The 23361-nt window shown below is 71.8% G+C and carries 21 protein-coding genes; 12 read left to right on the forward strand and 9 right to left on the reverse strand.

The features are described from left to right. Positions 1 to 2: 2 nt before the first annotated feature. The 5 genes from ACK8N7_RS12245 to ACK8N7_RS12265 form a co-directional block, all read right to left on the reverse strand. On the reverse strand, positions 3 to 1313 hold the full coding sequence (locus tag ACK8N7_RS12245; protein ID WP_500442248.1) for an Nramp family divalent metal transporter: 1311 nt from the start codon (positions 1311 to 1313) through the stop codon (positions 3 to 5). A 107-nt stretch (positions 1314 to 1420) separates the two neighbouring features. Beyond that, a complete protein-coding gene (locus ACK8N7_RS12250) occupies positions 1421 to 2896 on the reverse strand; it encodes a GntP family permease (RefSeq protein WP_403210052.1) in 1476 nt (491 codons plus the stop codon). Between the two features lie 179 nt (positions 2897 to 3075). Next, positions 3076 to 3486, reverse strand: coding sequence for a RidA family protein (locus ACK8N7_RS12255; protein WP_500442250.1), 411 nt, complete (start codon positions 3484 to 3486; stop codon positions 3076 to 3078). A gap of 6 nt (positions 3487 to 3492) precedes the next feature. After that, on the reverse strand, positions 3493 to 4251 hold the full coding sequence (locus tag ACK8N7_RS12260; protein WP_319348801.1) for an IclR family transcriptional regulator: 759 nt from the start codon (positions 4249 to 4251) through the stop codon (positions 3493 to 3495). Then, positions 4248 to 5336 (reverse strand): sugar kinase, encoded by a 1089-nt coding sequence (locus tag ACK8N7_RS12265; RefSeq protein WP_500442252.1) that lies wholly within the window; start codon positions 5334 to 5336, stop codon positions 4248 to 4250. The genes ACK8N7_RS12260 and ACK8N7_RS12265 overlap by 4 nt, the downstream gene beginning before the upstream one ends. 133 nt (positions 5337 to 5469) lie before the next feature. Here ACK8N7_RS12265 and ACK8N7_RS12270 point away from each other — a divergent pair, with 133 nt between their 5' ends. Both ACK8N7_RS12270 and ACK8N7_RS12275 read left to right on the forward strand, forming a co-directional pair. Then, a complete protein-coding gene (locus ACK8N7_RS12270) occupies positions 5470 to 6795 on the forward strand; it encodes an alanine racemase (RefSeq protein WP_500442253.1) in 1326 nt (441 codons plus the stop codon). A gap of 32 nt (positions 6796 to 6827) precedes the next feature. Further along, positions 6828 to 8453, forward strand: a complete 1626-nt coding sequence (locus ACK8N7_RS12275; protein WP_500442254.1) for an N-acyl-D-amino-acid deacylase family protein — start codon at positions 6828 to 6830, stop codon at positions 8451 to 8453. A gap of 43 nt (positions 8454 to 8496) precedes the next feature. Here ACK8N7_RS12275 and ACK8N7_RS12280 read toward each other — a convergent pair whose 3' ends face one another. Beyond that, the gene (locus ACK8N7_RS12280) at positions 8497 to 9351 is read right to left on the reverse strand and encodes a siderophore-interacting protein (RefSeq protein ID WP_500442256.1); all 855 of its coding nucleotides are present in this window, start codon (positions 9349 to 9351) and stop codon (positions 8497 to 8499) included. A 91-nt stretch (positions 9352 to 9442) separates the two neighbouring features. Between ACK8N7_RS12280 and ACK8N7_RS12285 the strand changes: the two genes are divergently transcribed. Beyond that, the gene (locus tag ACK8N7_RS12285) at positions 9443 to 10282 is read left to right on the forward strand and encodes a TetR/AcrR family transcriptional regulator (protein WP_500442258.1); all 840 of its coding nucleotides are present in this window, start codon (positions 9443 to 9445) and stop codon (positions 10280 to 10282) included. 74 nt (positions 10283 to 10356) lie between these two features. Here the strand turns inward: ACK8N7_RS12285 and ACK8N7_RS12290 are convergent, their stop codons facing one another. Both ACK8N7_RS12290 and ACK8N7_RS12295 read right to left on the reverse strand, forming a co-directional pair. Next, entirely contained in the window at positions 10357 to 11202 is an 846-nt protein-coding gene (locus ACK8N7_RS12290) for a S1 family peptidase (RefSeq protein WP_500442260.1), read from the reverse strand. An 82-nt stretch (positions 11203 to 11284) separates the two neighbouring features. Continuing rightward, entirely contained in the window at positions 11285 to 11644 is a 360-nt protein-coding gene (locus tag ACK8N7_RS12295) for a winged helix-turn-helix transcriptional regulator (RefSeq protein WP_500442262.1), read from the reverse strand. A 99-nt stretch (positions 11645 to 11743) separates the two neighbouring features. On the opposite strand from ACK8N7_RS12295, the gene ACK8N7_RS12300 reads away from it, so the two are divergent. The 8 genes from ACK8N7_RS12300 (at position 11744) to ACK8N7_RS12335 (ending at position 20390) form a co-directional block, all read left to right on the forward strand. After that, positions 11744 to 12562, forward strand: coding sequence for an NAD(P)-dependent oxidoreductase (locus ACK8N7_RS12300; protein WP_500442264.1), 819 nt, complete (start codon positions 11744 to 11746; stop codon positions 12560 to 12562). 183 nt (positions 12563 to 12745) lie between these two features. After that, entirely contained in the window at positions 12746 to 13561 is an 816-nt protein-coding gene (locus ACK8N7_RS12305) for an arylamine N-acetyltransferase family protein (protein ID WP_500442266.1), read from the forward strand. A gap of 327 nt (positions 13562 to 13888) precedes the next feature. Continuing rightward, on the forward strand, positions 13889 to 15103 hold the full coding sequence (locus ACK8N7_RS12310) for a pyridoxal phosphate-dependent aminotransferase (RefSeq protein WP_403209180.1): 1215 nt from the start codon (positions 13889 to 13891) through the stop codon (positions 15101 to 15103). Between the two features lie 92 nt (positions 15104 to 15195). Next, positions 15196 to 15591: an SCO4983 family protein gene (locus ACK8N7_RS12315; protein WP_403209178.1), complete on the forward strand. Its 396-nt coding sequence runs from the start codon at positions 15196 to 15198 to the stop codon at positions 15589 to 15591. Between the two features lie 123 nt (positions 15592 to 15714). Continuing rightward, positions 15715 to 16845, forward strand: a complete 1131-nt coding sequence (locus tag ACK8N7_RS12320) for a hypothetical protein (protein ID WP_500442269.1) — start codon at positions 15715 to 15717, stop codon at positions 16843 to 16845. 80 nt (positions 16846 to 16925) lie between these two features. After that, a complete protein-coding gene (locus ACK8N7_RS12325; RefSeq protein ID WP_500442271.1) occupies positions 16926 to 18161 on the forward strand; it encodes a toxic anion resistance protein in 1236 nt (411 codons plus the stop codon). Beyond that, positions 18158 to 19777 (forward strand): vWA domain-containing protein, encoded by a 1620-nt coding sequence (locus ACK8N7_RS12330; protein ID WP_500442273.1) that lies wholly within the window; start codon positions 18158 to 18160, stop codon positions 19775 to 19777. The genes ACK8N7_RS12325 and ACK8N7_RS12330 overlap by 4 nt, the downstream gene beginning before the upstream one ends. Then, complete coding sequence (locus ACK8N7_RS12335) at positions 19764 to 20390, forward strand: hypothetical protein (protein WP_403209171.1); 627 nt, start codon at positions 19764 to 19766, stop codon at positions 20388 to 20390. The genes ACK8N7_RS12330 and ACK8N7_RS12335 overlap by 14 nt, the downstream gene beginning before the upstream one ends. Before the next feature lie 187 nt (positions 20391 to 20577). Here the strand turns inward: ACK8N7_RS12335 and ACK8N7_RS12340 are convergent, their stop codons facing one another. Beyond that, positions 20578 to 22428, reverse strand: a complete 1851-nt coding sequence (locus ACK8N7_RS12340; protein ID WP_403209169.1) for a phosphoenolpyruvate carboxykinase (GTP) — start codon at positions 22426 to 22428, stop codon at positions 20578 to 20580. 209 nt (positions 22429 to 22637) lie between these two features. On the opposite strand from ACK8N7_RS12340, the gene trhA reads away from it, so the two are divergent. Then, the gene (gene trhA / locus ACK8N7_RS12345) at positions 22638 to 23351 is read left to right on the forward strand and encodes a PAQR family membrane homeostasis protein TrhA (protein WP_015610994.1); all 714 of its coding nucleotides are present in this window, start codon (positions 22638 to 22640) and stop codon (positions 23349 to 23351) included. The last annotated feature ends 10 nt before the right edge of the window (positions 23352 to 23361 follow it).

Consider the following 23361-nt stretch of genomic DNA (forward strand, 5'->3'; position numbering starts at 1 on the left):
GTTCACCAGGGCAGTTCGCGCACCTGCTGCACACAGAGCACGACGAACAGCAGCCCCGCCAGGGCCAGCATCCCGTTGCTGAGCCAGCCGTTGCGCCACTCGCTCGGCGTACGGGAGGAGTTGAGCAGCCACAGCAGGGTCAGGGCGAGGAAGGGCATGAAGAACGCGCCGAGCACCCCGTACGCGATGACCAGGCCGAACGGCTCGTCCAGCCAGAGCAGGGTCATCGGCGGGAAGGTCAGCCAGAGGAGGTACGCGCGGAACGGCAGCGACCGCTGCTGGCGGTCGGCGACGGCCGGCCCGGCGTGTTCCTTCTCCTGCGCGACCGGGGCGGCCGGGGCGCGGAACCGCTCCACGAAGTCGGCGAACATCAGGCTCACCCCGTGCCAGACACCGATCAGCGACGAGAACGACGTGGCGAAGAAGCCGATCAGGAAGAGCTTCGCGGTGCCCGTCCCGAACCGGTCCTCCAGCACCTTGCCCAGGTCGATCAGCCCCCGGTCACCGGAGGTGAGGGCGATCTGGGAGGCGTGCAGCAGCTCGGCGCCGACGATGAGCATCGCCACGACGAAGATCCCGGTGGTGATGTAGGCGACCCGGTTGTCGAGCCGCATCACCTTCATCCAGGAGGAGTTGCCCCACCCCTTGGCGTTGACCCAGTACCCGTACGCCGCCATGGTGATCGTGCCGCCGACACCGCCGATCAGCCCGAGCGTGTAGAGCAGCGAACCGTCCGGCAGTACGGGCAGCAGCCCGGCGAACGAGGCCCCGACGTCCGGCACCACACGGGCGGCCACATACACGACCACCACGAACATGATGCCGATCAGGACCGTCATGACCTTCTCGAAGACGGCGTACCGGTTGAACCAGACGAAGGCCAGTCCGATCAGCCCGGTGACGATCGCCCAGAACTTCAGGCCGGGCCCGTCGGGGAAGAGCGCCACGATGGGCAGGGCGCTGGAGGACATGGCCGTCGCCCCGTAGATGAAGCCCCAGACGACGACGTAGATCGCGAAGTACACCGTGGTCCAGGGGCCGATGCTGCGCCAGCCGTCGAAGAGCGTGCGGCCGGTCGCGAGATGCCAGCGGCCGGCCGCCTCGGCGAGCGAGATCTTGACGACGCAGCCGATCACCGCCGCCCACATCAGGGTGTACCCGAACTTGGAGCCCGCGATCAGCGTCGCGACCAGGTCGCCGGCCCCGACTCCGGTCGCCGCGACGACGATGCCGGGGCCGATGTACTTCCAGCTGGACTTACGTGGTCGGGAGGCCGGCTCCCCTGTTTCTGTGGTTGCGCTTGTCTCCGCCATGCCGATCAAGGAAGCGCAATCGGCGGGGCGGCACAAGGGGGCGTGCACGGATCGGTGGGCGGGGCACGGGGAACGTCCCCGTGTGTGCCGGTTCGCCGGCGCTCTGGCTAGATGACCAGGCTGAGCAGCGCCGCGACCACGAAGCCGGCCACCGACAGCACCGTCTCCAGCACCGTCCAGGACTTCAACGTGTCGCGTTCCGAGATGCCGAAGTACTTCGACACCATCCAGAAGCCGCCGTCGTTCACGTGCGAGGCGAAGATCGAGCCCGCCGAGATCGCCATGATGATCAGCGCCAGGTGGGCCTGGGACATGTCCTGGCCCTCGACCAGCGGGACCACGATCCCGGCCGTGGTGACGATCGCGACGGTGGCCGAGCCCTGGGCGACGCGCAGGACCACCGAGATCAGCCAGGCGAGGAGGATGACCGGGAGGCCCACGTCGTTGAAGGTGTCGGCCAGCGCGTCCGCGATGCCGCTGCCCTTGAGCACGGCGCCGAAGATGCCGCCCGCGCCGACCACCAGCAGGATGTTGCCGACGGGCTTGAGCGAGGACGTGGAGACCGATTCCAGGGACTTGCGGGACCAGCCGCGGCGGATGCCCAGCAGGTAGTACGCGAGGAACAGCGCGATCGTCAGGGCCACGAACGGGTTGCCGAAGAACTCGACGACCGAGCGGAGCGTGGAGGGGTCCAGCGCGATGGAGGAGAACGTCGCGGCGAGGATCAGGATCAGCGGGGTCCCGATGATCGCGAGGACCGTGAGGAGCGGGACCGGCTTCTCGTGCGGGGCGACCCCGGCGGCCCGCTGCTCGGCGGCGACGGCCTCCTTGGCCTCGGCGGCGGCCTCCACCATGTCCTGCGGTACGTCGACGAAGATCCGCTTCCCGATCCAGGCGGCGTACACCCAGGCGGCGAGGACGGAGGGGATGCCGACGACGGCGCCCATCAGGATGACCCAGCCCAGCGACACATTGAAGAGTCCGGCGGCGGCCACCGGGCCCGGGTGCGGGGGCAGGAACGCATGGGTCATCGACAGCCCCGCCAGCAGCGGCATGGCATAGAGCAGAATCGATTTTCCGGAGCGCTTGGCGGCCGCGTACACGATCGGCGCGAGGACGAAGATGCCGACGTCGAAGAAGACCGGGATACCGAAGATCAGGCCGGTCAGGCCCATGGCGAGCGGGGCGCGCTTCTCGCCGAAGAGGTTCAGCAGGCGGGTGCTCAGCACCTCGGCCCCGCCGGACACTTCGAGGATCGCGCCGAGCATGGTGCCGAGCCCGATGATGATCGCGACATGGCCGAGGATGCCGCCCATACCGGATTCGATGACCGAGACGGCGGCGGACTTCTGCACGGTGCCGAACAGCTCGGTGACCGAGAGGCCGGCACCCAGGCCGACGGCTATGGAGACCGCGAGCAGGGCGACGAACGGCTGGAGCCTGACCTTGATGATCAGGAAGAGGAGGAGCGCGATACCGAGGGCGGCGACGGTCAGCAGACCGGCTGTGCCGTCGATCAGGAGGAGCAGGCCACCGGTGTGCGGTGGCGTCTCGACCGGCGGTGGGGTGGCGGCGAGCAACAAGGGGACTCCGGTGGTGCTGGAGGAGGGCAGGGGGGAGCGCGGCACGGCGTCCCCGAAGAGCGGGACGCCGTGCCGTACGGCGAGGTGGAGAGGTGCTGCGGGTGAGGCAAGACGATCAGTGGGTCCGAAGCGATCGGGGCCGGGCGGTCAGGGTCGAACGGTCGGCGCCGGGCGAGCGGTCAGCTGAGCACCGCGAGGGCGTCGATCTCGATCAGCAGGTCCTTGGGCAGGCCGACGTAGACCGTCGTACGGGCCGAGGGGGCCTCCTTGAGGTTCTGCTCGGCGAAGTACGCGTTGTAGATCTCGTTCATCTCCGCGAAGTGGTCCACGTCCGTGAGGTAGACGCGCATCATCATCACGTCGTCCCAGCTCGCGCCGCCCTCCTCCAGGATCGCCTTGACGTTGGCGAAGGTCTGGAGGGTCTGCTCGCGCAGGGTGGGGCCGGCCGGGGTCGGGGCCTGGCCGTCCACGGCCGGGAGGAAGCCGACCTGGCCGGCGACCTGGAGGATGTTCCCCTTCTTCACGCCGTGCGAGAACTGCGCGGGCGGCGCGGTGTGGGTGGAGGGGGTGAGGGCGGTCTTCTCGGTCATGGCTGATCAGACTTTCTTGGGTCGGTTGGTGCCGGAGTACTCCCGGCTGATGGTCTCGGCGGTGCGCCGGACCAGCGGGAGGAGGGTGAGGAGTTCCTCGGCCGTGACGACCACGTTCGGTGCGGAGACCGACATGGCCGCGACGACCCGCCCGTCCGCGCCGCGGATCGGGGCGCCGATGCAGTTGATGGACTCCTCGTGACCACCGAGGTCGGTGGCCCAGCCCTGTTCGCGGACGACGGCCAGCTCCTTGAGGAAGGCAGCCGCGTTCGGCGTCGAACGGGACGTGTACAGGGGGTAGTCGAGCTTCTCGGCGATGGTGCGCCGCTCGGGCTCGGTGAGGTCGGCGAGCAGCAGCTTGGCCACGGCCGCGACGGTGATCGCGACGGGCTTGCCGATCCGCGAGTACATCCGGACCGGGTAGCGGCTCTCGACCTTGTCGATGTAGAGGACTTCCTGCTCCTCGTAGACGGCGAGGTGCACGGTGTGCCCGCAGCGGTCGTTCAGCTCGACCAGGTGGGGGTGGGCGATCTCGCGTACGTCGAGGTTCTCGACGGCCTCCTGGGCGAGCGCGAAGAGCCGGGCGCCGAGGCGGTAGCGCTGGTCCTGCTGGCGGTAGACGAGCCCGTGCTCGTGGAGCGTACGCAGCAGGCGCAGCGCCGTGGACTTGTGGACGCCGAGCCGCTCGGCGACCTGGCCGAGGTCGGCGGGTCCCTGGGCGAGCAGCGGCAGGATGCTGAGTGCCCGGTCGACGGTCTGGCTCATGACGTACGTACCTCCTCGGGGGCCCGGTCGGCTGCGGTCCAGCCGGGGCCGAGAAGAAGTCTCCCCCAGGCGCCGTCGTCGAGGGCGACGAGCCGGTCGGCGTGGTCGCGGGCGGGCGGTTCGGTGAGGTCGCCGGGGACGGTGAGGACGGCGGCGGCCATGAGGTGCCCGTGCCGGACCCGGTCCCGTACGGACAGACCACGCAGGGTGGCGGAGAGGAACCCGGCGGCGAAGGCGTCCCCGGCCCCGACGGCGGCGACGACGTCGACGCGGAGGGCGGGGACGACGGTGACGATTTCAGCCGCTCCGGCGTTTGAGGAGCGGGGTCCGGGGCGGAGCCCCGAGAACACCGTCGCCCCCGCACTCCCCCGCTTCACGACCACCACGGACGGCTCCGGCAGCGCCGCCCGGATCGCCTCCGCACCCTCGATCCCCCACGCCTCCTCCGCCTCGTCCTCCCCCACGAACACCAGGTCACAGTGGCGGGCCAGCTCCAGCAGCACAGAGGCGTCGGCCTCCCCGCCCCGCCACAGATGCGGCCGGTGGTTCACGTCGAAGGAGACGAGCGGCCGGCCGGGACGCGGCGCGGTCAGCTCCCGCAGCAGCTCCAGACAGTCCCCCGACAGCGCGGCGGTGATCCCGGACAGATGAAGAATCCGCCCCGCGAACACCTCCCCGTACGGCACGTTCGACGGCGACATCGCAGACGCCGCCGACCCGGCCCGGTAGTACGCCACCTCGTGGGCGCCCGCCCCGCGATCCGTCGCCGTACGGAAGTAGATCCCGGTTGGACGGTCGGGATCCCGGCGGACGGCCGAGGTGTCGACCCCGTACCCCGCGATCGTCTCGACCAGATGGTCGCCGAAGCCGTCCGCGCCCACCCGCCCGACCCAGGCCGCCCGGTGCCCGGCGGCGGCGAGCGCGCAGGCCACGTTGGACTCGGCGCCCCCGATCCCGCGTCCGAAGGACGGCACATCGGCGAGGCGGCCGGGCTGCGAGGGCAGGAACGTCACCATGGACTCACCGAGGCAGACGACATCGGTGGTCGTGGCGGCGTGGGCCGTCCCTGCTGCGGGTCCGGGCACTGAAGGCTCCTCGCTGATCGGCGTGCGGGCCGGTGGTCACCATTGACCGGGCGTCGGCTCGGATGTTAGACAGCGTCAAGCGATATGCGCAATGGGTGTTGCATATAGTGCAACGAACTTCGAGGAGCTCCCCTTGGCAGCCGACCACCCCACAGGCCACACCGCGTCCCACCCCGCGAACCGCCCCGCGTCACTGGCCGCCGGCCTCGCCGAGGAGCGCGTCGACCACCGCTTCAAGGCGCTCCCGCCCGACGCGGAGGGCCTGACCGTCGCCACCCTGACCGCCGAGCGCCGCAACCTGTTCACGGGCGGGTTCACCACCCCCGTCCTCGCCCTCTCCGCCGAGTCGGTGGAGCACAACCTCGCCCTGCTGGAGGCGTACGCCGAGCGCCACGGCCTCGCGTTCGCCCCGCACGGCAAGACGTCGATGTCCCCGCAGCTCTTCGCGGACCAGCTGAAGCGCGGCGCCTGGGGCATCACGGCGGCCGTGCCGCACCAGGCGCGGGTCTACCGGGCGTACGGGATCGGGCGGATCTTCCTCGCCAACGAGCTGGTCGACGCGGTGGCGCTGCGGTGGCTGGCCGGCGAGATGACGGCCGACCCGGAGTTCCGCTTCATCTGTTACGTGGACTCCGTGCGCGGGGTCGAGCTGATGGAGGAGGCCCTGAGCGCGGCGGGTGCCACCCGCCCGGTCGATGTGGTCGTGGAGCTCGGCGCGGGCGAGGGCGCGCGCACCGGCGCCCGCACGGAGGCCGACTGCGCGGCGGTGGCCGACGCGGTGGCGGCGGCCGGGTCGCTGCGCCTGGTGGGCGTGGCCGGGTACGAGGGCGAGGTGCCGGACGCCGACCCCGAGCGGGTACGGGAGTGGCTGCGGCGGCTCGTCGCCCTGGCGGCCGCCTTCGACAGCGCCGGGCGGTTCACGTCCGGCGACGAGATCGTGATCAGCGCGGGCGGCAGCGCCTGGTTCGACGCGGTGGCGGACGTCTTCGCCGAGATCCCCGAACTCAGCGTTCCCGTCCTCAAGTTGCTCCGCTCAGGCGCGTACGTCTCGCACGACGACGGGCACTACAAGCACCTCACCCCGTTCAACCGCGTCCCCGAGGAGGGCGCTCTGGAGCCGGCCTTCCGGCTCTGGGCCCAGGTCGTCTCCCGCCCCTCCGGCGAGCAGGCGTTCCTGAACGCGGGCAAGCGGGACGCGGCGTACGACCTGGACCTCCCCGAGGCGCAGGTGGTCCGCTCCGGCCGGGACGGCTCGGTCCGCCCCGCCGCCGGGATCACGGTCACCGGCCTCTCCGACCAGCACACCTGGGTGCGTACGGAGGAAGGGGCCCGGCTGGAGGTGGGCGACTGGGTCGGCATGGGCCTCTCGCACCCCTGCACCAGCTTCGACAAGTGGCAGCTGATCCCGCTGGTGGAGTCGGACGGCACGGTCAGCGACTACATCCGCACGTTCTTCTGAGCCGCCCCCTCCCCCGCCCCGAAAGGCCACCCATGGACCTGGTCCTGCGCGACGCGCTCGTCGTCGACGGCTCCGGCGAGCCCGCCCACCGCGCCGATGTGGCGGTCGACGGCGGCCGGATCACCGAGATCCACCCCGAGGGCTCCCCCGGCCCCCGCCCCACCGCCACCCGCACGGTCGACGCGGACGGTCTCGCCCTCGCCCCCGGCTTCATCGACATGCACGCCCACAGTGATCTGGCGCTGCTGCGCGACCCGGACCACAGCGCAAAGGCGGCGCAGGGCGTCACGCTCGAAGTGCTGGGCCAGGACGGCCTGTCGTACGCGCCCGCGGACGACCGCACCCTGGCCGAGGTCCGCCGCTCCATCACCGGCTGGAACAGTGACGGCTCCGACATCGACTTCGACTGGCGCACGGTCGGCGGCTACCTGGACCGCCTGGACCGCAACTTCGGCGGCCAGGGCATCGCGGTCAACGCCGCCTACCTCATCCCGCAGGGCACGGTACGGATGTACGCCGTCGGCTGGGACGACCGCCCCGCCACCGAAGCCGAACTGGCCCGGATGAAGGAGCTGGTGGACCAGGGCATGCGGGAGGGCGCGGTCGGCATGTCGTCCGGCCTGACCTACACCCCCGGGATGTACGCGGACGACGCCGAACTCACCGAACTGTGCCGGGTGGTGGCCCGCCACGGGGGCTACTACTGCCCGCACCACCGCAGTTACGGGGCGGGCGCACTCGAAGCGTACGAGGAGATGGTGCAGCTCACCCGCAACGCGGGCTGCGCCCTCCATCTCGCCCACGCCACCATGAACTTCGGCGTCAACAAGGGCAGGGCGCCGGACCTCCTCGCCCTCCTGGACGGCGCGCTCGCCGCCGGGGCCGACATCTCGCTCGACACCTACCCGTACACCCCCGGCTGCACAACGCTCGTGGCGATGCTACCGAGTTGGGCGGGCGAGGGCGGCCCGGAGTCGGTGCTCACCCGACTGGCGGACCCGGAGAGCGCGGAGAAGATACGGCACCATCTGGAGGTGCTGGGCTCGGACGGCTGCCACGGGGTGCCGATCGAGTGGGACACCATCGAGATCTCCGGCGTCAGCGTCCCGCACCTGGCCGAGTACGTGGGCCGTACGGTGGCCGAGTCGGCCGGACTGCGGGGCGAGGAGCCCTGGGTGACCGCGCGGCGGCTGCTCACCGAGGACCGGCTCGGGACGACGATCCTCCAGCATGTGGGCCACGAGGAGAACGTCCAGCAGATCATGCGCCACCCGGTGCACACCGGCGGCAGCGACGGCATCCTCCAGGGCGACAAGCCGCACCCGAGGGCGTACGGGACGTTCCCGCAGTATCTGGGCCGATATGTAAGGGAGTTGGGCATCCTCTCGCTGGAGGAGTGCGTGGCGCACCTGACCTCGCGCCCGGCCGCCCGGCTGCGGCTGGCGGACCGGGGCCTGGTGCGCGAGGGCTACCGCGCGGACCTGGTGCTGTTCGACCCGGAGACGGTGGCGGCGGGCTCCACGTTCGAGGAGCCGCGCACACTGCCGGTGGGCATCCCGCACGTGCTGATCGACGGCCGGTTCGTCATCGAGGACGGCAGGCGGACCTCGGTACTGGCGGGCCGGGCGGTCCGGGGCGCAGGTTCCCGGGCGGCCTGAACCTCCCGGGAGGGACGGGGCGCGTGAGCCGTCCGAGCACCCTTTACGAGGCGTCGGCGGCGCGCTCCACAGCCCAGGCCAGGTCCTCCTCGGTCGGGGCGTCGTCCTGGGTGAGGGCCCGCCGCCAGTAGCCGCTGAACTCGACGGCCCCCTTGGGCAGTCCACGCTCCCCCACCAGATGGCGGCGGAGCGCCCGCACCGCCGACGCCTCGCCCGCCACCCAGGCCGCGTCCACCCCGTCGAGGTCCCGCCCGGCGTCCCGTACTGCCGCCACCAGCGAGCCGCCCCGGTCCCGATGGACCCACCGCACCTCGACCCCTCCGGCGGCGGCCGGCAGCTCCAACTCCTCCGCCGCTTCCGCGACCTCCGCGTACACGAGGGCCCTGGTCGTCACCGGCAGCGCCTCCAGCAGCGTGGCGATCGCCGGGAGGGCGGTCTCGTCCCCGGCGATGAGCAGCCGCTCCGCCTCGGGCAGCGGGCGGGCGTAGAGGGACGACGGGCCGACCAGGCCGAGTACGTCACCGGGGCGGGCGTCCGCACCCCAGCGCGGGGCGGGCCCGCCGTCGCCGTGGAGCACGAAGTCCACGGTCATCGCATTGCTGCCCCGGTCGTAGGCACGGACGGTGAAGCTCCGCATCCAGGGCCGCCGCGCCTCGGGGATCGCGAGGAACGCCTCGTACCAGCGCATGCCGTACGTGTCCTCGGCGTCCTGCTCCGGCAGCAGCCCCTCCTCCAGGCTCCGCCCCTCGCGCGGCAGGCACAGCTTCAGCTGCTGGTCGGGGCGGTCCTCCAGGATGCGGGGCAGCGCCTCCCCGGTGAAGGTGACCCGAGCGGTGCGGGGGGTGATCCGCTCGACCCCGGTGACCCGTACATAGCTGACCGGCATGGCCTGACCCATGGGTCGGAGCCCCTCTCCCTGATACCTTTACGGGGTAAAGAGTTCCCCGGATTACCCGGCCGAAGATACTTTATGGCGTAAGGAGTCGCAAGTGGTGGTCTTTGCCGGGCAGGGTGACGCCCGCCGCTCCCTCTCCCTGCTCTGGCGCGCGGAGGTCGCCGCCCCGCCGCGCGTCGGCCCCGGGCCCAGGCCCCGGCTGAGCGTGGACGCGATCGTGGCGGCGGCCGTCGCGATCGCGGACGAGGAGGGCATGACGGCCCTGTCGATGCGCGCGGTCGGCGAGCGGCTCGGGCGGACCGCGATGGCGCTCTACACCCACGTCCCGGGCAAGAGCGAGCTGCTGGACCTGATGTACGACGCGGTCCACGCCGAACTCCCGTCCGCGTACCCGGAGTCGGAGTCGGACGACTGGCGGGCGCCGCTCACCGCGTGGGCCGGGGAGGTCCTGGAGTTCTACGTCCGCCACCCCTGGGTGCTCCAGGTCTCGCAGGCCCGGCCGGTGCTGGGCCCGCACGAGTACGCGAACCTGGACACGCTCGTCCGGCTGCTCGGGGCGACCGGGCTGCCGGCCCGGACGGTGCGGCGGCTGGTGGGGACGCTGTTCCCGCTGGTGCAGGGCTCGGCGCGGACGGTGGCGGACGCGCGACGGGCGGCGGGGGCGACCGGGAGCTCCGACGAGGAGTGGTGGGCGGCCCGCGCGGCGGCCCTGACGGAGCTGGTCCCGGATTTCGCGGAACGCTTCCCGGCGGTGGTGCGGCTGGAACGGGAGAGGGCTCCGGACCCGTATCCGGAAGGCGCCGAAAGGGAAGATCTGCCCTACCCCGAGCGGGAGGCGCGGGAGACGTTCCGGGTGGGGCTCGGGGTCCTGCTGGACGGAATCGACGCAGCGCGCGCCGGGCAGGGCCCGACGACGGACACCGGGCGGCCCTGAGATCGGGACCGCCCGGCGCGCCTAAGAGGTGGGATACGACCCGACCACGGCTACAGCTGCTTCTGCAGCCACGGCTACGGCTTGGGCAGCCCGCAGCCCTCCCGATCCAGATCGATCTTGTTGCCGACGCCGATGCACGGGACCATGTTGTACGTCTGCTGGGCGTAGTTGATGCCCTCGCGGACGGTCACCTCGCCGTTCTCGTCGACCTCGCACGGGTTGTTGTCCGTGCACTCCTGGCCGCTCTCGTTACCGGTGTTGTTGACGGCGACCACCTTCCCGGTGGCGTCGTCGATCACCGGCGAACCGGACGTACCGCCGATGGTCTGGCACTCCGGGGTGTAACGGACCGAGTCCTTCCAGGTCCACCGGCCCTCCTTGAGCTGGTGGACGAAGCCGTCGATGTCGCAGCTGTAGGTCCGCTTCCAGTAACCGGACGCGACGGTGATGGCGGTGCCCGCCACCGGGTGGGCGGCCTCCAGCTCCAGCGCCCGGATGCCGTAGCTGCTCTCGATCTGCTCGTAGGTGGAGGTGAGTTCGTAGAGCGAGAGGTCGGTGTCGGTCATGGTGCCGTACGCGATCTTGCTGGCCTTCAACGTGCCGACACCGCTGCCGGAGGCGTTGAGCAGGGTGAACGTACGCGTGGACGGACGGTCGACGAGAACCTCGCCGGGGCCCGGGAATCCGGTCTCCAGACAGTGCCCGTTGGAGAGCACGAGGGCGGGGTCGGTGGGTGCGGAGTCGGGCGAACGGACGACGGAGCCCGAACAGTTGCTGAGTGCGACGGTCCCGGCGAAGGTCACGGCCTTCGCGGTGGGGGCGGCTTCCTGCGTCGGTACGTTTTCGGCCGCGACGGCGGGCGCGACGCCCGCTCCCAGGAGCAGGGCAGCAAAAAACGCACCGGTGAGAGGCTTGTTCATGTGGGGGGTCCCCTCCAGCGACGCCAAGGACCGGAGATCTTCCGGCTTTTGACATGCGCATGGTGGCCCAGATGTCAGGCCGTCACAAGGGGTCACTTCCAGCCACGCTCCCCCTCCCGGGGTAGACGTTCTCGCGCCCCCACTCCCCCAGCGGGGCCAGGGCCGCGTTCAGCGAGACCCCCCGCGGCGTGAGCGAGTACTCGACCCTGGGCGGCACTTCGGCGTACTCCTCGCGGTGCACGATGCCGTCGTCCTCCAGCTCCTTGAGGTGGGAGCTGAGCACCTTCTCGGTCACCCCGGGCACGGCCCGCCGCAGCTCGCCGAAGCGGCACGGCTTCTCGTCCAGCGCCCACAGGATGAGCACCTTCCACTTGCCGCCGATCACGTCCATCGCCGCGTCGATCCCGCAGACGTAGGCCCCCGGCCTCCGCACGGACCTCATCGCCCACCCCTTCCCCGCCTGGTCGCTCACCACCGGGTAACCACCCACTCGTAAGTGCGTACTTGATCGCTCCCGGCCCCGTCGACCAGCCTAATCCGCATGTCCGACAACGCACCAGCACCGACCCCGCCCACCCCTCTCACCCTGCTCGGCCTCGGCGCCATGGGCACCGCGCTCGCCCGTACCTGGCTCGCCGCCGGGCACCCCCTGACCGTCTGGAACCGCAGCCCCGGCCGGAGCACCGAACTCGCCCTCCGCGGCGCACGGGTGGCCGCCACCGCGGCGGAAGCGGTGGCGGCGAGCCCGCTCGTCGTCACCTGCCTGCTCGACGACGCGTCGGTCCGCGAGGCGCTGGCCGACGCCGACCTCACCGGCAAGGACCTGGTCGACCTCACCACCTCCACCCCGGCCGAGTCCCACGCCCGTGCCGCCTGGGCGGCCGAGCGCGGCGCCCGTTTCCTGGACGGCGGGATCATGGCCGTCCCCCCGATGATCGGTGCGCCGGACGCCGGCGGCTATGTCCTCTACAGCGGCACGCGCGCCCTCTTCGACGAGCACCGCGAGGTGCTGACCGTGCCCGCCGCCACCCGGTACGTCGGCACGGAGGCCGGTCTCGCCGCGCTGTACGACGTGGCGCTGCTCAGCGCGATGACGGCCATGTTCGCGGGGGCCCGGCACGCGTTCGCGCTGGTGGAGAAGGCGGGGGTCGACGCGAAGGAGTTCGGCGGGCTGCTGGCGGACTGGCTCGCGGCGATGGCCCCGGCGACCGCCGGATTCGGTGCCGCCCCCTCGGCCGATGACGCGACCAGCCCGGCCGTGGCGGAGGCGGGGGACGCGGCGCTGCTCCGTACGGCGCGGGAGCGGGGCGTGGACACGGCCCTGCTGATCGCGTCGGCCGGCTCGGTCTCCGGGATCTGACGGCCCGGCCAGGGCAGGCCCGCCCCCAGCCCCCGGCCCCCGCCCGAACAGGGGACGGGCGTGCCCCCCAGCCCCGCCCCCATCCCCCGTTCGGGCTCGGTCCGAAGTCCCGGGCCGGCCGGTCGCCCCGCCTGGTCCCGCAGCCTGAGGCGCCGCGCGGCCCCGGCTGCGTACGGTCGGGGTATGACACTCGACCTCGACGCCTATGTCGCCCGGATCGGCTGGACCGGGGAGCCCGCCCCCACGGTGGAGGTGCTGCGGTCCCTGCACCGCGCCCACGCCCTGGGCATCCCGTTCGAGAACCTGGATCCGGTGCTCGGTTCGGCGCCCTCCCTGGCCCTGGCCGATCTGGAGGCCAAGCTCGTCCGCGGCGGGCGGGGCGGCTACTGCTACGAGCACAACACCCTCTTCGCCAGCGTCCTTCGGCAGTTGGGCTTCACCGTGACGCTGCTGGCAGCCCGGGTGCTGCTGGGCGCGGCGCCGGGCGATGTCCGGCCGCGCAGCCACATACTGCTGCGAGTGGACGTGCCGGGCGTGGCGACCCCGTACGTGGCCGATGTCGGGTTCGGAACCGTCGGCGCGCTGCTGGAGCCGATCGAGCTGGTGGCGGGGGCGGAGCTGTACGACGCTCCGCGTCATCACCGGCTCGTGACGGTGGCGCACGAGGGGCCGCTGGAGATGTGGGAGCTGCAGGCGGAGAAGGGCGGGAGCTGGGAGGCGCAGTACGCCTTCACTCCGGAGCCGTTCGAGAGCCCGGACTTCGAGATGATCAACTGGTACGTCGCGACCAGCCCGCACTCTCCGTTCGCGCAGGCGGTGTACGCGCAGCGCACCCTGCCCGACGCCTCCCACCGGTCGCTCGCCGGGCTCGACCTGGTCGAGACGGCGGAGGACGGCACGATCGAGGAGCGGGTGCTGTCCGGCCCCGACGAGCTCGTCCAGGTGCTGGAGGACGGCTTCGGCATCCACGTCCCCGAGGGCGCCGAGCTGCCCGCCTGAGCCCCCGCACCCGGGCGCCCGTCACCCGGACACCGGAGCCCTCGCACCCGGGCGCCCGTCACCCCGACACCGGCCGGGCGACGCCGCCCGTCACCCGGGGCCCCGCGCGCCCGTCACCCCTGCCCCCGCGCGTGGCGCATCTCACCCGCCCGGGCGCCTCACGCCCCATTCCAAGCCTCGACGGCGCCCGGACCGGTCCTTCCCACGGTCCGGGGCCGGGGCGGCCTTGCCGATGGAAGCCGGAGGTTGGAGGCGGGCGGGCCCGGGGGTCGCGAGGACGGCGCAATCTCCGCGCACCGCGCGAAACGCGGCCGTAAGCTCGCGGACATGCAGGTCATCCAGTCCACCAAGCTCGCCAATGTCTGTTACGAGATCCGGGGCCCCGTCCTCGAGGAGGCGATGCGGCTCGAAGCGGCCGGTCAGCGCATCCTCAAGCTGAACACGGGCAACCCGGCCGCGTTCGGGTTCGAGTGCCCGCCGGAGATCCTTGAGGACATCCTGCGGAACCTCGCGGGCGCGCACGGCTACGGGGACGCGAAGGGCCTGCTCTCGGCGCGGCGCGCGGTGGTGCAGCACTACCAGACCAAGGGGATCGACGACCTCGACGTCGAGGACATCTACCTGGGCAACGGAGTCTCCGAGCTGATCCAGATGTCGATGCAGGCGCTGCTCGACGACGGCGACGAGGTTCTCGTACCGGCCCCGGACTACCCCCTGTGGACGGCCTCGGTCTCGCTGGCCGGCGGGACGGCCGTGCACTACCGGTGCGACGAGCAGTCCGACTGGATGCCGGACCTCGCGGACATCGAGCGGAAGATCACCGACCGCACCAAGGCCCTGGTGATCATCAACCCGAACAATCCGACCGGTGCGGTGTACGACGACGAGATGCTGCGCGGTCTCACCGAGATCGCCCGCCGCCACAACCTGATCGTCTGCTCCGACGAGATCTACGACCGGATCCTGTACGACGGCGCGACCCATACCCCGACGGCGGCGCTGGCCCCCGATCTGATGGTGCTGACCTTCAACGGGCTTTCCAAGAACTACCGGGTGGCCGGCTTCCGCTCCGGCTGGCTGGCGGTCTGCGGCCCGAAGGCGCACGCCACCTCGTACATCGAGGGGCTCACGATCCTCGCCAACATGCGGCTCTGCGCCAACATGCCCTCCCAGCACGCGGTGGCCACGGCGCTCGGCGGGCGGCAGTCGATCGAGGACCTGGTACTGCCGGGCGGCCGGATCCTGGAGCAGCGGGACGTGGCGTACGACCTGCTGACGTCGATCCCCGGGGTGACCTGCGTGAAGCCGAAGGGGGCGCTGTACCTCTTCCCCCGGCTCGACCCCGAGGTCTACAAGATCAAGGACGACCGGCAGATGGTCCTGGACCTGCTGCGGGCCGAGAGGATCATGGTCGTGCAGGGTACGGGGTTCAACTGGCCGGAGCCGGACCACTTCCGCATCGTGACGCTGCCCGCGACCGAGGAGCTGACCGACGCCATGACCCGGATCGGCTCGTTCCTGGACGGTTACGGACAGCCGTAGGGCGACCACACCCCGAAGCACGCCCGGATCGGGCACAAACTTAGACTCAATCCAATGTAGGATGGGAACCCAGCATCACCGGGAGGCCATCCATGTACGAGCCGATCCGCACCCCATCGGTCCACAGCCCGGCCGACGACGCGGACTTTCCGCACCGCAGCCGCGAGGAGGAGCTGGACATCCAGCTCGCGGGGCATCTCGCCGCCCTCCTCGCGGTCACCGACGAACTCGGCCTCCGCCCGGCGGGCGACCGCATCGCCGAGCAGGTGGCACGGCTGCGCGGCGCCCCGCCCGCCCGGCACGCCGCGCTGACCGACGCCGCCCCGGCGTCCCTGCACCGCCGCGCCCACGCCCTGGCGGGCCGCGCGCTCGTGGTCGCCGCGTCCCGCGCCGACACCACCGCCGCCATCCTCTCCGCGCAACGGATGGACGCCCACACCGAGGCCCTCGCCTCCACCCCCGCCGAGCAGCTGGTCGGCGCCCACTGACGGCCCCGGTCCACGTGCCGCCTCGGCGCGCGGACCGGGTGCCACGACCATGTGCGCCCGGCCCCGGGCGTTGCGTACTGGGATGGCCCCTTCATCTGCCGTCCACCCAACTCCGCCTGGAATGTGGACTTCCGCGAGCACTCTGCGTACGTGAGACGCATCGTGGGAATCGTCCTGGCGGTCCTGCTGATCGGCGGCGTGGCAGCAGCCGTCGTGGCAGGCCGTGACAGCGACGGAAGCAGCGGCACGGCAGCGACGGCCGTGCGGGGAGTCATCGGGTCGGAGAAGGCCGAGTTCTTCGCCGACCCCGAGACCGTGAAGGCCCTCGCCGCCCGGGGCCTCACCGTCCGGGCGGAGACATCAGGCTCCTGGGCGATGGACCAACTCTCCCTGGACGGGCAGGACTTCGCCTTCCCCGGCTCCAAGGCCCCGGCCGACGAGCTGCGCCGCAGGTCCGCCGTCGAGGGCGGCCCGCTCCGCCCCTTCTACTCGCCGCTCGTCGTCGTCGCCCACCGCAACGCGGCCGAGGTTCTCGCCGCCAACGGGCTGGTCCGGCTGAACGCGAACGGCACCTCGAAGTTCGCCACCCGGGGCACGCTGCTCATGGGCCCCTACCTGAAGGCCGCCGAGGCGGACCGGACCTGGCAGCAGCTCGAAGGGGCCTCCGGGCAGGCCGAGTTGAGCGGCACGGTGTTCATCACGAGCACCGACCCCGTCTCGTCCAACTCCGGCGCCCTCTATCTCGCCGCCGCCTCCTACGTCGCCGACGGCGGGCGGGTCGCGACGGACACCGCAGCCGTGGACCGTACGGCCGGACTGATGCGCAAGCTCGTCCAGGTGCAGGGCGCCCAGCAGACCAGCAGCGACGCCCCGTTCCGGGACTTCATCAGCGGGGTCGGCAATCCGCTCGTCCTGGTCTACGAGTCGCAGGTGGCCTCCCTCCTGACCCACAGCCGGCGGCAGGAGATCGGGGACCTCGTCGTCCTCTACCCCGACACCACGGTCTCCAGCGACCACACGCTCGTCCCGCTGACCGCCGCCGGGCAGCGGCTGGGCGAGCTGCTCTCCACCGACCCCCGGCTGCGGGAGCTCGCCGTACGCCACGGCTTCCGGCCGCAGGGTGCCCCGGCCGAGTTCACCGCCGCCACGGCGGACCACACCGACTACATCGACCAGGGACTGACCGGCGTACGCCAGGCACCCGTGCCCACCGCCGAGGTGCTGCGCACGATGGCCCGGCGGGCCCGCGGCTGATGACACCCGCAGCCACGCCCGGGCCGGTCCTCCCGTTCCCCGCGCGCCCCGACGCCCCCGCAGCCCAGGAGAGCTCAGCCATGCCCCAGGACCCCAGACGCCAGTACGCGAGACCGCGGGACGCCGACCCACACGAGCCCGAGGCGCCGGCCGCCGTCCCGCTCGTGCTCACCCCGCCCGAGCCCGTCGCCCCCGTCCGTACCGAGCAGGCCGCCGGTCTCGTCCCGGTCGAGGACGCGGTGCGCGAGGAGATGACCCGGCGCGCCGAGGAGTACGTGGGCTCCCTCGCCGGAATCGACGTCCGCTCCCCGGAGTTCACCGCCCGGATCGGCGAGATCGCCGCACTCGGGCAGGGCGACATCCGCAGCGCCGCCCAGCAGTCCAACCGGATGCTGGACCGCACCGTCCGCTCACTGGCCTCCGGTGAGGGCGACGCCCCTTCCCGGGTCGGCGCGTCGCTGGTCGAGCTGCGGCGCACCGTCCAGGACCTCGACCCGGGCGACACCCCCGGGCGCGGGGCCCGCCGCCTTCTGGCCAGGCTGCCCGGCGCGAACCGGCTCCGCGACCATGTCGCGAAGTACGCCTCGGCGCAGGGCACCCTCAACCGGATCGTCGGCTCCCTCCGCAGCGGCCAGGACGAACTGCGCCGCGACAATGCCGCGTTGCACACCGAACGCACCCGGCTCTGGGAGTCCATGGGCAGACTCCAGGAGTACGCGGTCCTCACCGAGGCCCTGGACGGCGTCGTGGCCCGGCGGATCGCGGACACCGGGCACACCGACCCCGTACAGGCCGACGCGCTTCGGGCCGACGTCCTCTTCCCCGTCCGGCAGAAGCACCAGGACCTGCTGACCCAGCTCGCCGTCTGCGCCCAGGGATACCTGGCGATGGACGTAGTGCGGCGCAACAACGACGAGCTGATCAAGGGCGTCGACCGGGCCGCGACCACCACGGTCTCCGCGCTGCGGATCGCCGTGACGCTCGCCTCGGCGCTGGAGAACCAGCGCCGGGTGACCGAGCAGGTGCAGGTGCTGCGCTCGGCCACGGAGGAGCTGATCCGGGGCAACGCCGAGATGCTGGCCACGCAGAGCGGCGAGATCCAGCGCATCGCGGCCGACCCGGCGGTGGGCGTGGAGACCCTGCGTACCGCGTTCCAGCAGATCTACCGGACGCTGGACGCCATCGACACGTACAAGGTGGCGGCGACGGAGTCGATGGCCGCCACCGTCGAGTCGCTGACCGCCGAACTCCAGCAGGCGAGCGCCTGGTTGGAGCGCGGACGCAGCGCCGGTGCGCTGGGCGGCGGCCTCGGATGAGCCGCCGCCCGCAGGCCGGGGCGGTCCGCGGACTCCCGCGCCTGCTCGCCCCGCTGCTCGCCGCCGCCCTGCTCGTCCCGCTCGCCGCCTGTACGCCCCAACCGGCCCGCCCCGACCGGGAGTCCACCGACGACGGCCGCCCGCGCGCGGGCACGGTACGGGTCCTCGCGTCCAGCGAACTCGCCGACATGGAGCCCCTGCTGGAGGAGGCCCGGAAGGCGACCGGGATCACCGTGCGGCCCACCTGGACCGGCACCCTGGACGCGGTCGGGCAGTTGGCGTCGGGGAAGGCGGACGGGGCGTACGACGCGGTGTGGCTGTCGTCGAACGACTATCTGCGCCTGAACCCGGACGCCGCCCGCCGCGTCACCTCGGAGACACCGCTCATGGCCTCACCGGTCGCCCTGGGCGTACGGCCCGCGACGGTGGAGCGGCTCGGCTGGGACCCGGAGCAGGTCACCTGGGCCCAGGTCCACCGGGCGGTCGCGGCCGGGAAGCTCACGTACGGGATGACCGACCCCGAGCGCTCCAACTCCGGTTTCTCCGCGCTCGTCTCGGTGGCGTCCGGGCTCTCCGGCGCCCAGGCGGCCCTGACCGACGCCGATGTCCGCGCGGCGAGCCCGAAGCTCAAGGAGTTCTTCGCGGGCCAGCGGCTGACGTCGGGCTCCTCGGGCTGGCTGGCCTCCGCGTACTCCCGGCGCTCCACCGTGGACGCACTGATCAACTACGAGTCGGTGCTGCTCTCCCTCAACCGGGACAGTTCCACCGGGCTGACGGTGATCCGCCCCCGCGACGGGGTGGTGACCGCCGACTATCCGCTCTCCACCCTCGCCACCGCGGCGCCCTCCGCCAAGGACGCGGTACGGGCCCTGACCGAGCACCTCCGCTCCCCCGCCGTACAGCGCGCGATGACCGGGCAGACCCTGCGCCGCCCGGTCGTGGCCTCGGCGCGCCCCGCCGGCCCGCTCTCCCCCGAGGCCCGCCGCGAACTGCCCTTCCCCGGCTCGCGATCGGTCGCCGACGGGCTGCTCTCCGCCTACGAGCACCAGCTCCGGCGCCCCTCGCGGACCGTGTACGTCCTGGACACCTCGGGGTCGATGAGGGGGAAACGGCTGGAGCAGCTGAAGTCCGCCCTCACCGGCCTGACCGGGGACTTCAGGGAGCGCGAGGAGGTCACAATGCTGCCGTTCGGGACCTCGGTGAAGCAGGTCCGCACCCACACCGTCGATCCGGCCGACCCGGAGGCCGGGCCCGCCGCGATCCGGGCGGACACGGCCGCGCTGACGGCGGAAGGGGACACCGCGATCTACTCCTCGCTCGCCGCCGCCTACGACCATCTCGGCCCGGACACCGAGTCCGCGTTCACCTCCGTCGTGCTGATGACGGACGGCGAGAACACGGCCGGCCGGTCGGCGGCCGACTTCACCGCGTTCTACCGGTCCCTGCCGCCCGCCCGGCAGGCCACCCCGGTCTTCCCCATCGTCTTCGGGGACTCCGACCGCTCCGAGCTGGACCGGATAGCCGCCCTGACCGGCGGCCGGCTCTTCGACGGGACGAAGGAGCAGGGCCCCGGTTCGCTGGACGGGGCGTTCGAGGAGATCCGTGGCTACCAGTAGACCGGCGACCGGGGTGGCGGGCCGGGCGCTCGCCCACCTCGAATCGGCGAAGAACCTCACCGGCAGCGCCTGTGCCGTCGGCGGGCTCGCCCTCACGCTGACGGGGTTCGCGGGCACGTACTGGCCGGTGGTGGTCGCCGGGCTGTACGGGGCGGGCGCGCTGATCGCGCCTCCGGCCCGGCCGCCCGCGCCGGAGTTCCCGGGCCCCTCGTCCCAGCTGGACGGCCTACGGGAGGACTTCACGACGCTCCGGGAGTACCTGGACCGGGTGGAGCTGCCGCCCGCCTCGGCCGAACGGCTCGACTCCCTAACGGAGTTGCTGGCCGGGCTGCTGGCGCCGGGCTGGGTCTCGCAGGCGCTGGCGCAGGACCCGGAGGGCATCCACATACTGGCCCGTGCGGTCCACCGGGACCTCCCGGAGTCCGTCGACGCCTTCGTACGGACCCGGTGGTGGACCCGGATGGCGCCGGGGCAGCAGGACCCCGAGGAGCAGCTGGGGCGGCAACTGACCTTGCTGCACCGGGAGGTGGAGGCGCTGGTGGCGGGGTTGCGGGAGGCGGAGGAGATCCGCCAGCGGACCCATACGCGGTATCTGGAGGACCGGGGCACGTAGAAGAGGAAAAGGGGCGGCCCCCGGAACCGTGAGGGGGTTCCGGGGGCCGGGAGGGTCTCCTTGGTCGGGGACGGCCCTCCGGGGCTGTCGGTGACGACAGGCCCCGTACCGCGGCGGGTCGTTCGGCCCCACAGGTCAGGGCGGATGTCCGATGGACCCGGCCGCGGAGTCAGCAGGGGTGCCGGGCTCAGCCCAGCCGCTCCACCAGCGCGCGGTACTCGTCCCACAGCTCCTTGGGCGTGTGGTCGCCGAAGGTGTTGAGGTGCTCGGGGACCAGGGAGGCCTCCTCGCGCCAGACCTCCTTGTCGACCGTGAGCAGGAAGTCGAGGTCGGACTCGGAGAGGTCCAGGCCCTCGGTGTCGAGCGCGCCCTTGGCCGGCAGGATGCCGATCGGGGTCTCGACGCCCTCACCCTTGCCCTCCAGGCGCTCCACGATCCACTTCAGGACCCGGCTGTTCTCGCCGAAGCCGGGCCAGACGAACTTGCCCGCGTCGTTCTTGCGGAACCAGTTCACGTAGTAGATCTTCGGGAGCTTGGACTGATCGGCCTTGTCGGCACCGACCTTGACCCAGTGGTTCATGTAGTCGCCCATGTTGTAGCCGCAGAACGGCAGCATGGCGAACGGGTCGCGGCGCAGTTCGCCGACCTTGCCCTCGGCGGCGGCGGTCTTCTCGGAGGCGACGTTGGCTCCGAGGAAGACACCGTGCTGCCAGTCGAAGGACTCGGTTACCAGCGGGACGGCCGAGGCGCGGCGGCCGCCGAAGAGGATCGCGGAGATCGGCACGCCCTTGGGGTCCTCCCACTCGGGCGCGATGATCGGGCACTGTCCGGCCGGGACGGTGAACCGGGCGTTGGGGTGGGCGGCGGGCGTGCCGGACTCGGGGGTCCAGTCGTTGCCCTTCCAGTCCGTGAGGTGCGCGGGTGCCTCCTCGGTCATGCCCTCCCACCACACATCACCGTCGTCCGTCAGCGCCACGTTGGTGAAGACGGAGTTGCCCCACATGGTCTTCATGGCGTTGGCGTTGGTGTGCTCGCCGGTGCCGGGCGCGACGCCGAAGAACCCGGCCTCCGGGTTGATCGCGTAGAGACGGCCGTCCTCACCGAACCGCATCCAGGCGATGTCGTCGCCGATGGTCTCCACGGTCCAGCCGGGGATGGTCGGCTCCAGCATGGCCAGGTTCGTCTTGCCGCAGGCGGACGGGAAGGCGGCGGCCACGTACTTCGACTCCCCGCGCGGTGGCGTGAGCTTGAGGATGAGCATGTGCTCGGCGAGCCAGCCCTCGTCGCGGGCCATGACGGAGGCGATGCGCAGCGCGTAGCACTTCTTGCCGAGCAGGGCGTTGCCGCCGTAGCCGGAGCCGTACGACCAGATCTCGCGGTCCTCGGGGAAGTGCGAGATGTACTTGGTGGTGTTGCAGGGCCACGGGACGTCCTGCTCGCCGTCGGCCAGGGGGGCGCCGAGGGTGTGGACGGCCTTCACGAAGAAGCCGTCGGTGCCCAGCTCGTCCAGGACCGCCTGGCCCATACGGGTCATGGTGCGCATGGAGACGGCGACGTACGCGGAGTCGGTGATCTCGACGCCGATGGCGGAGAGCGGGGAGCCGACGGGGCCCATACAGAAGGGCACGACGTACATGGTGCGGCCACGCATGGACCCGCGGAAGACACCGTCGGAGCCCGTGAAGCTGTTTCCCTCTTCCCCGGTGAAGATGGCCCGCATCTCGGCGGGGTCCTTCCAGTGGTTGGTCGGACCCGCGTCCTTCTCCTCCTTGGAGCAGATGAACGTACGGTCCTCGACGCGGGCGACATCGCTCGGGTCGGACGCGGCGTAGTACGAGTTCGGCCGCTTGATCTCGTCCAGCTTGGTGAACGTGCCCTTGGCGACGAGCTCCCCGCACAGGCGCTCGTACTCGGCCTCGGAGCCGTCGCACCAGACCACCCGGTCGGGCTGGGTGATGGCTGCGATCTCGTCGACCCAGGAGACCAGCTCCTGGTGGTGGGTGGGGACAGTGAGGGGAGCCGCGATGTCGCGCGCCACGATCGCTCCTTGATGAGGGGGTGTGTTGTCAGGTGCCCCGTGGGGGCTGCGACCCGGATGCTTCGTACCCTTCGATCCCCTGGCGCTCATCCGGTGCCGACCGCACTCATTTGATCATCCGACCGTTTCGCCCATATGTCCAGGGGGCCGCACACGTGAGCATCGCCACTCATATTCGTTACCTACGGTTGCGTAGGTAGCATGCGGATATGACTGACGCCGCCGCTGCCGCCGCGACCACAGGACCTGCCGAGCCGACGACCGGACCCGTCGAACTCGACCCCGTTCCCGTCAAGCCCCGGATGCGCGGCTGGCTGCACGCCGGCATGTTCCCCGCGGTGCTGATCGCCGGAATCACCCTGATCGCCCTCACCGACAGCACCCGCGGCCGGATCGCGTGCGCCATCTACATCGCGACGGCCTGCCTGCTCTTCGGCGTGAGCGCGGTCTACCACCGCGGCACCTGGGGCCCGCGCGGGGAGGCGGTGCTCCGCCGGCTGGACCACGCCAACATCTTCCTGATCATCGCGGGGACCTATACCCCGCTGACCCTGCTTCTCCTGCCCGAATCCACCGGACGGCCCCTGCTCTGGGCGGTCTGGGCGGCCGCCGCGGCGGGCATCGCCTTCCGGGTCTTCTGGGTCGGCGCCCCGCGCTGGCTCTACACACCGTGCTACATCGCGATGGGCTGGGCGGCGGTCTTCTTCCTGCCCGACTTCATGCGGACGGGCGGTATCGCGGTCCTGGTCCTCGTCATCGTCGGCGGGCTGCTCTACAGCGCGGGCGGCGTGATCTACGGGATCAAGCGGCCTAACCCGTCGCCGCGCTGGTTCGGCTTCCACGAGGTCTTCCACTCGCTGACGCTGGCGGCGTTCGTGGCGCACTACGTGGGCATCTCGCTGGTGGCGTACCAGCACGGATAGACATTCAGGC

The sequence above is a fragment of the Streptomyces griseobrunneus genome, assembly GCF_046713465.1.
In the GTDB taxonomy this organism is placed as follows: domain Bacteria; phylum Actinomycetota; class Actinomycetes; order Streptomycetales; family Streptomycetaceae; genus Streptomyces; species Streptomyces microflavus.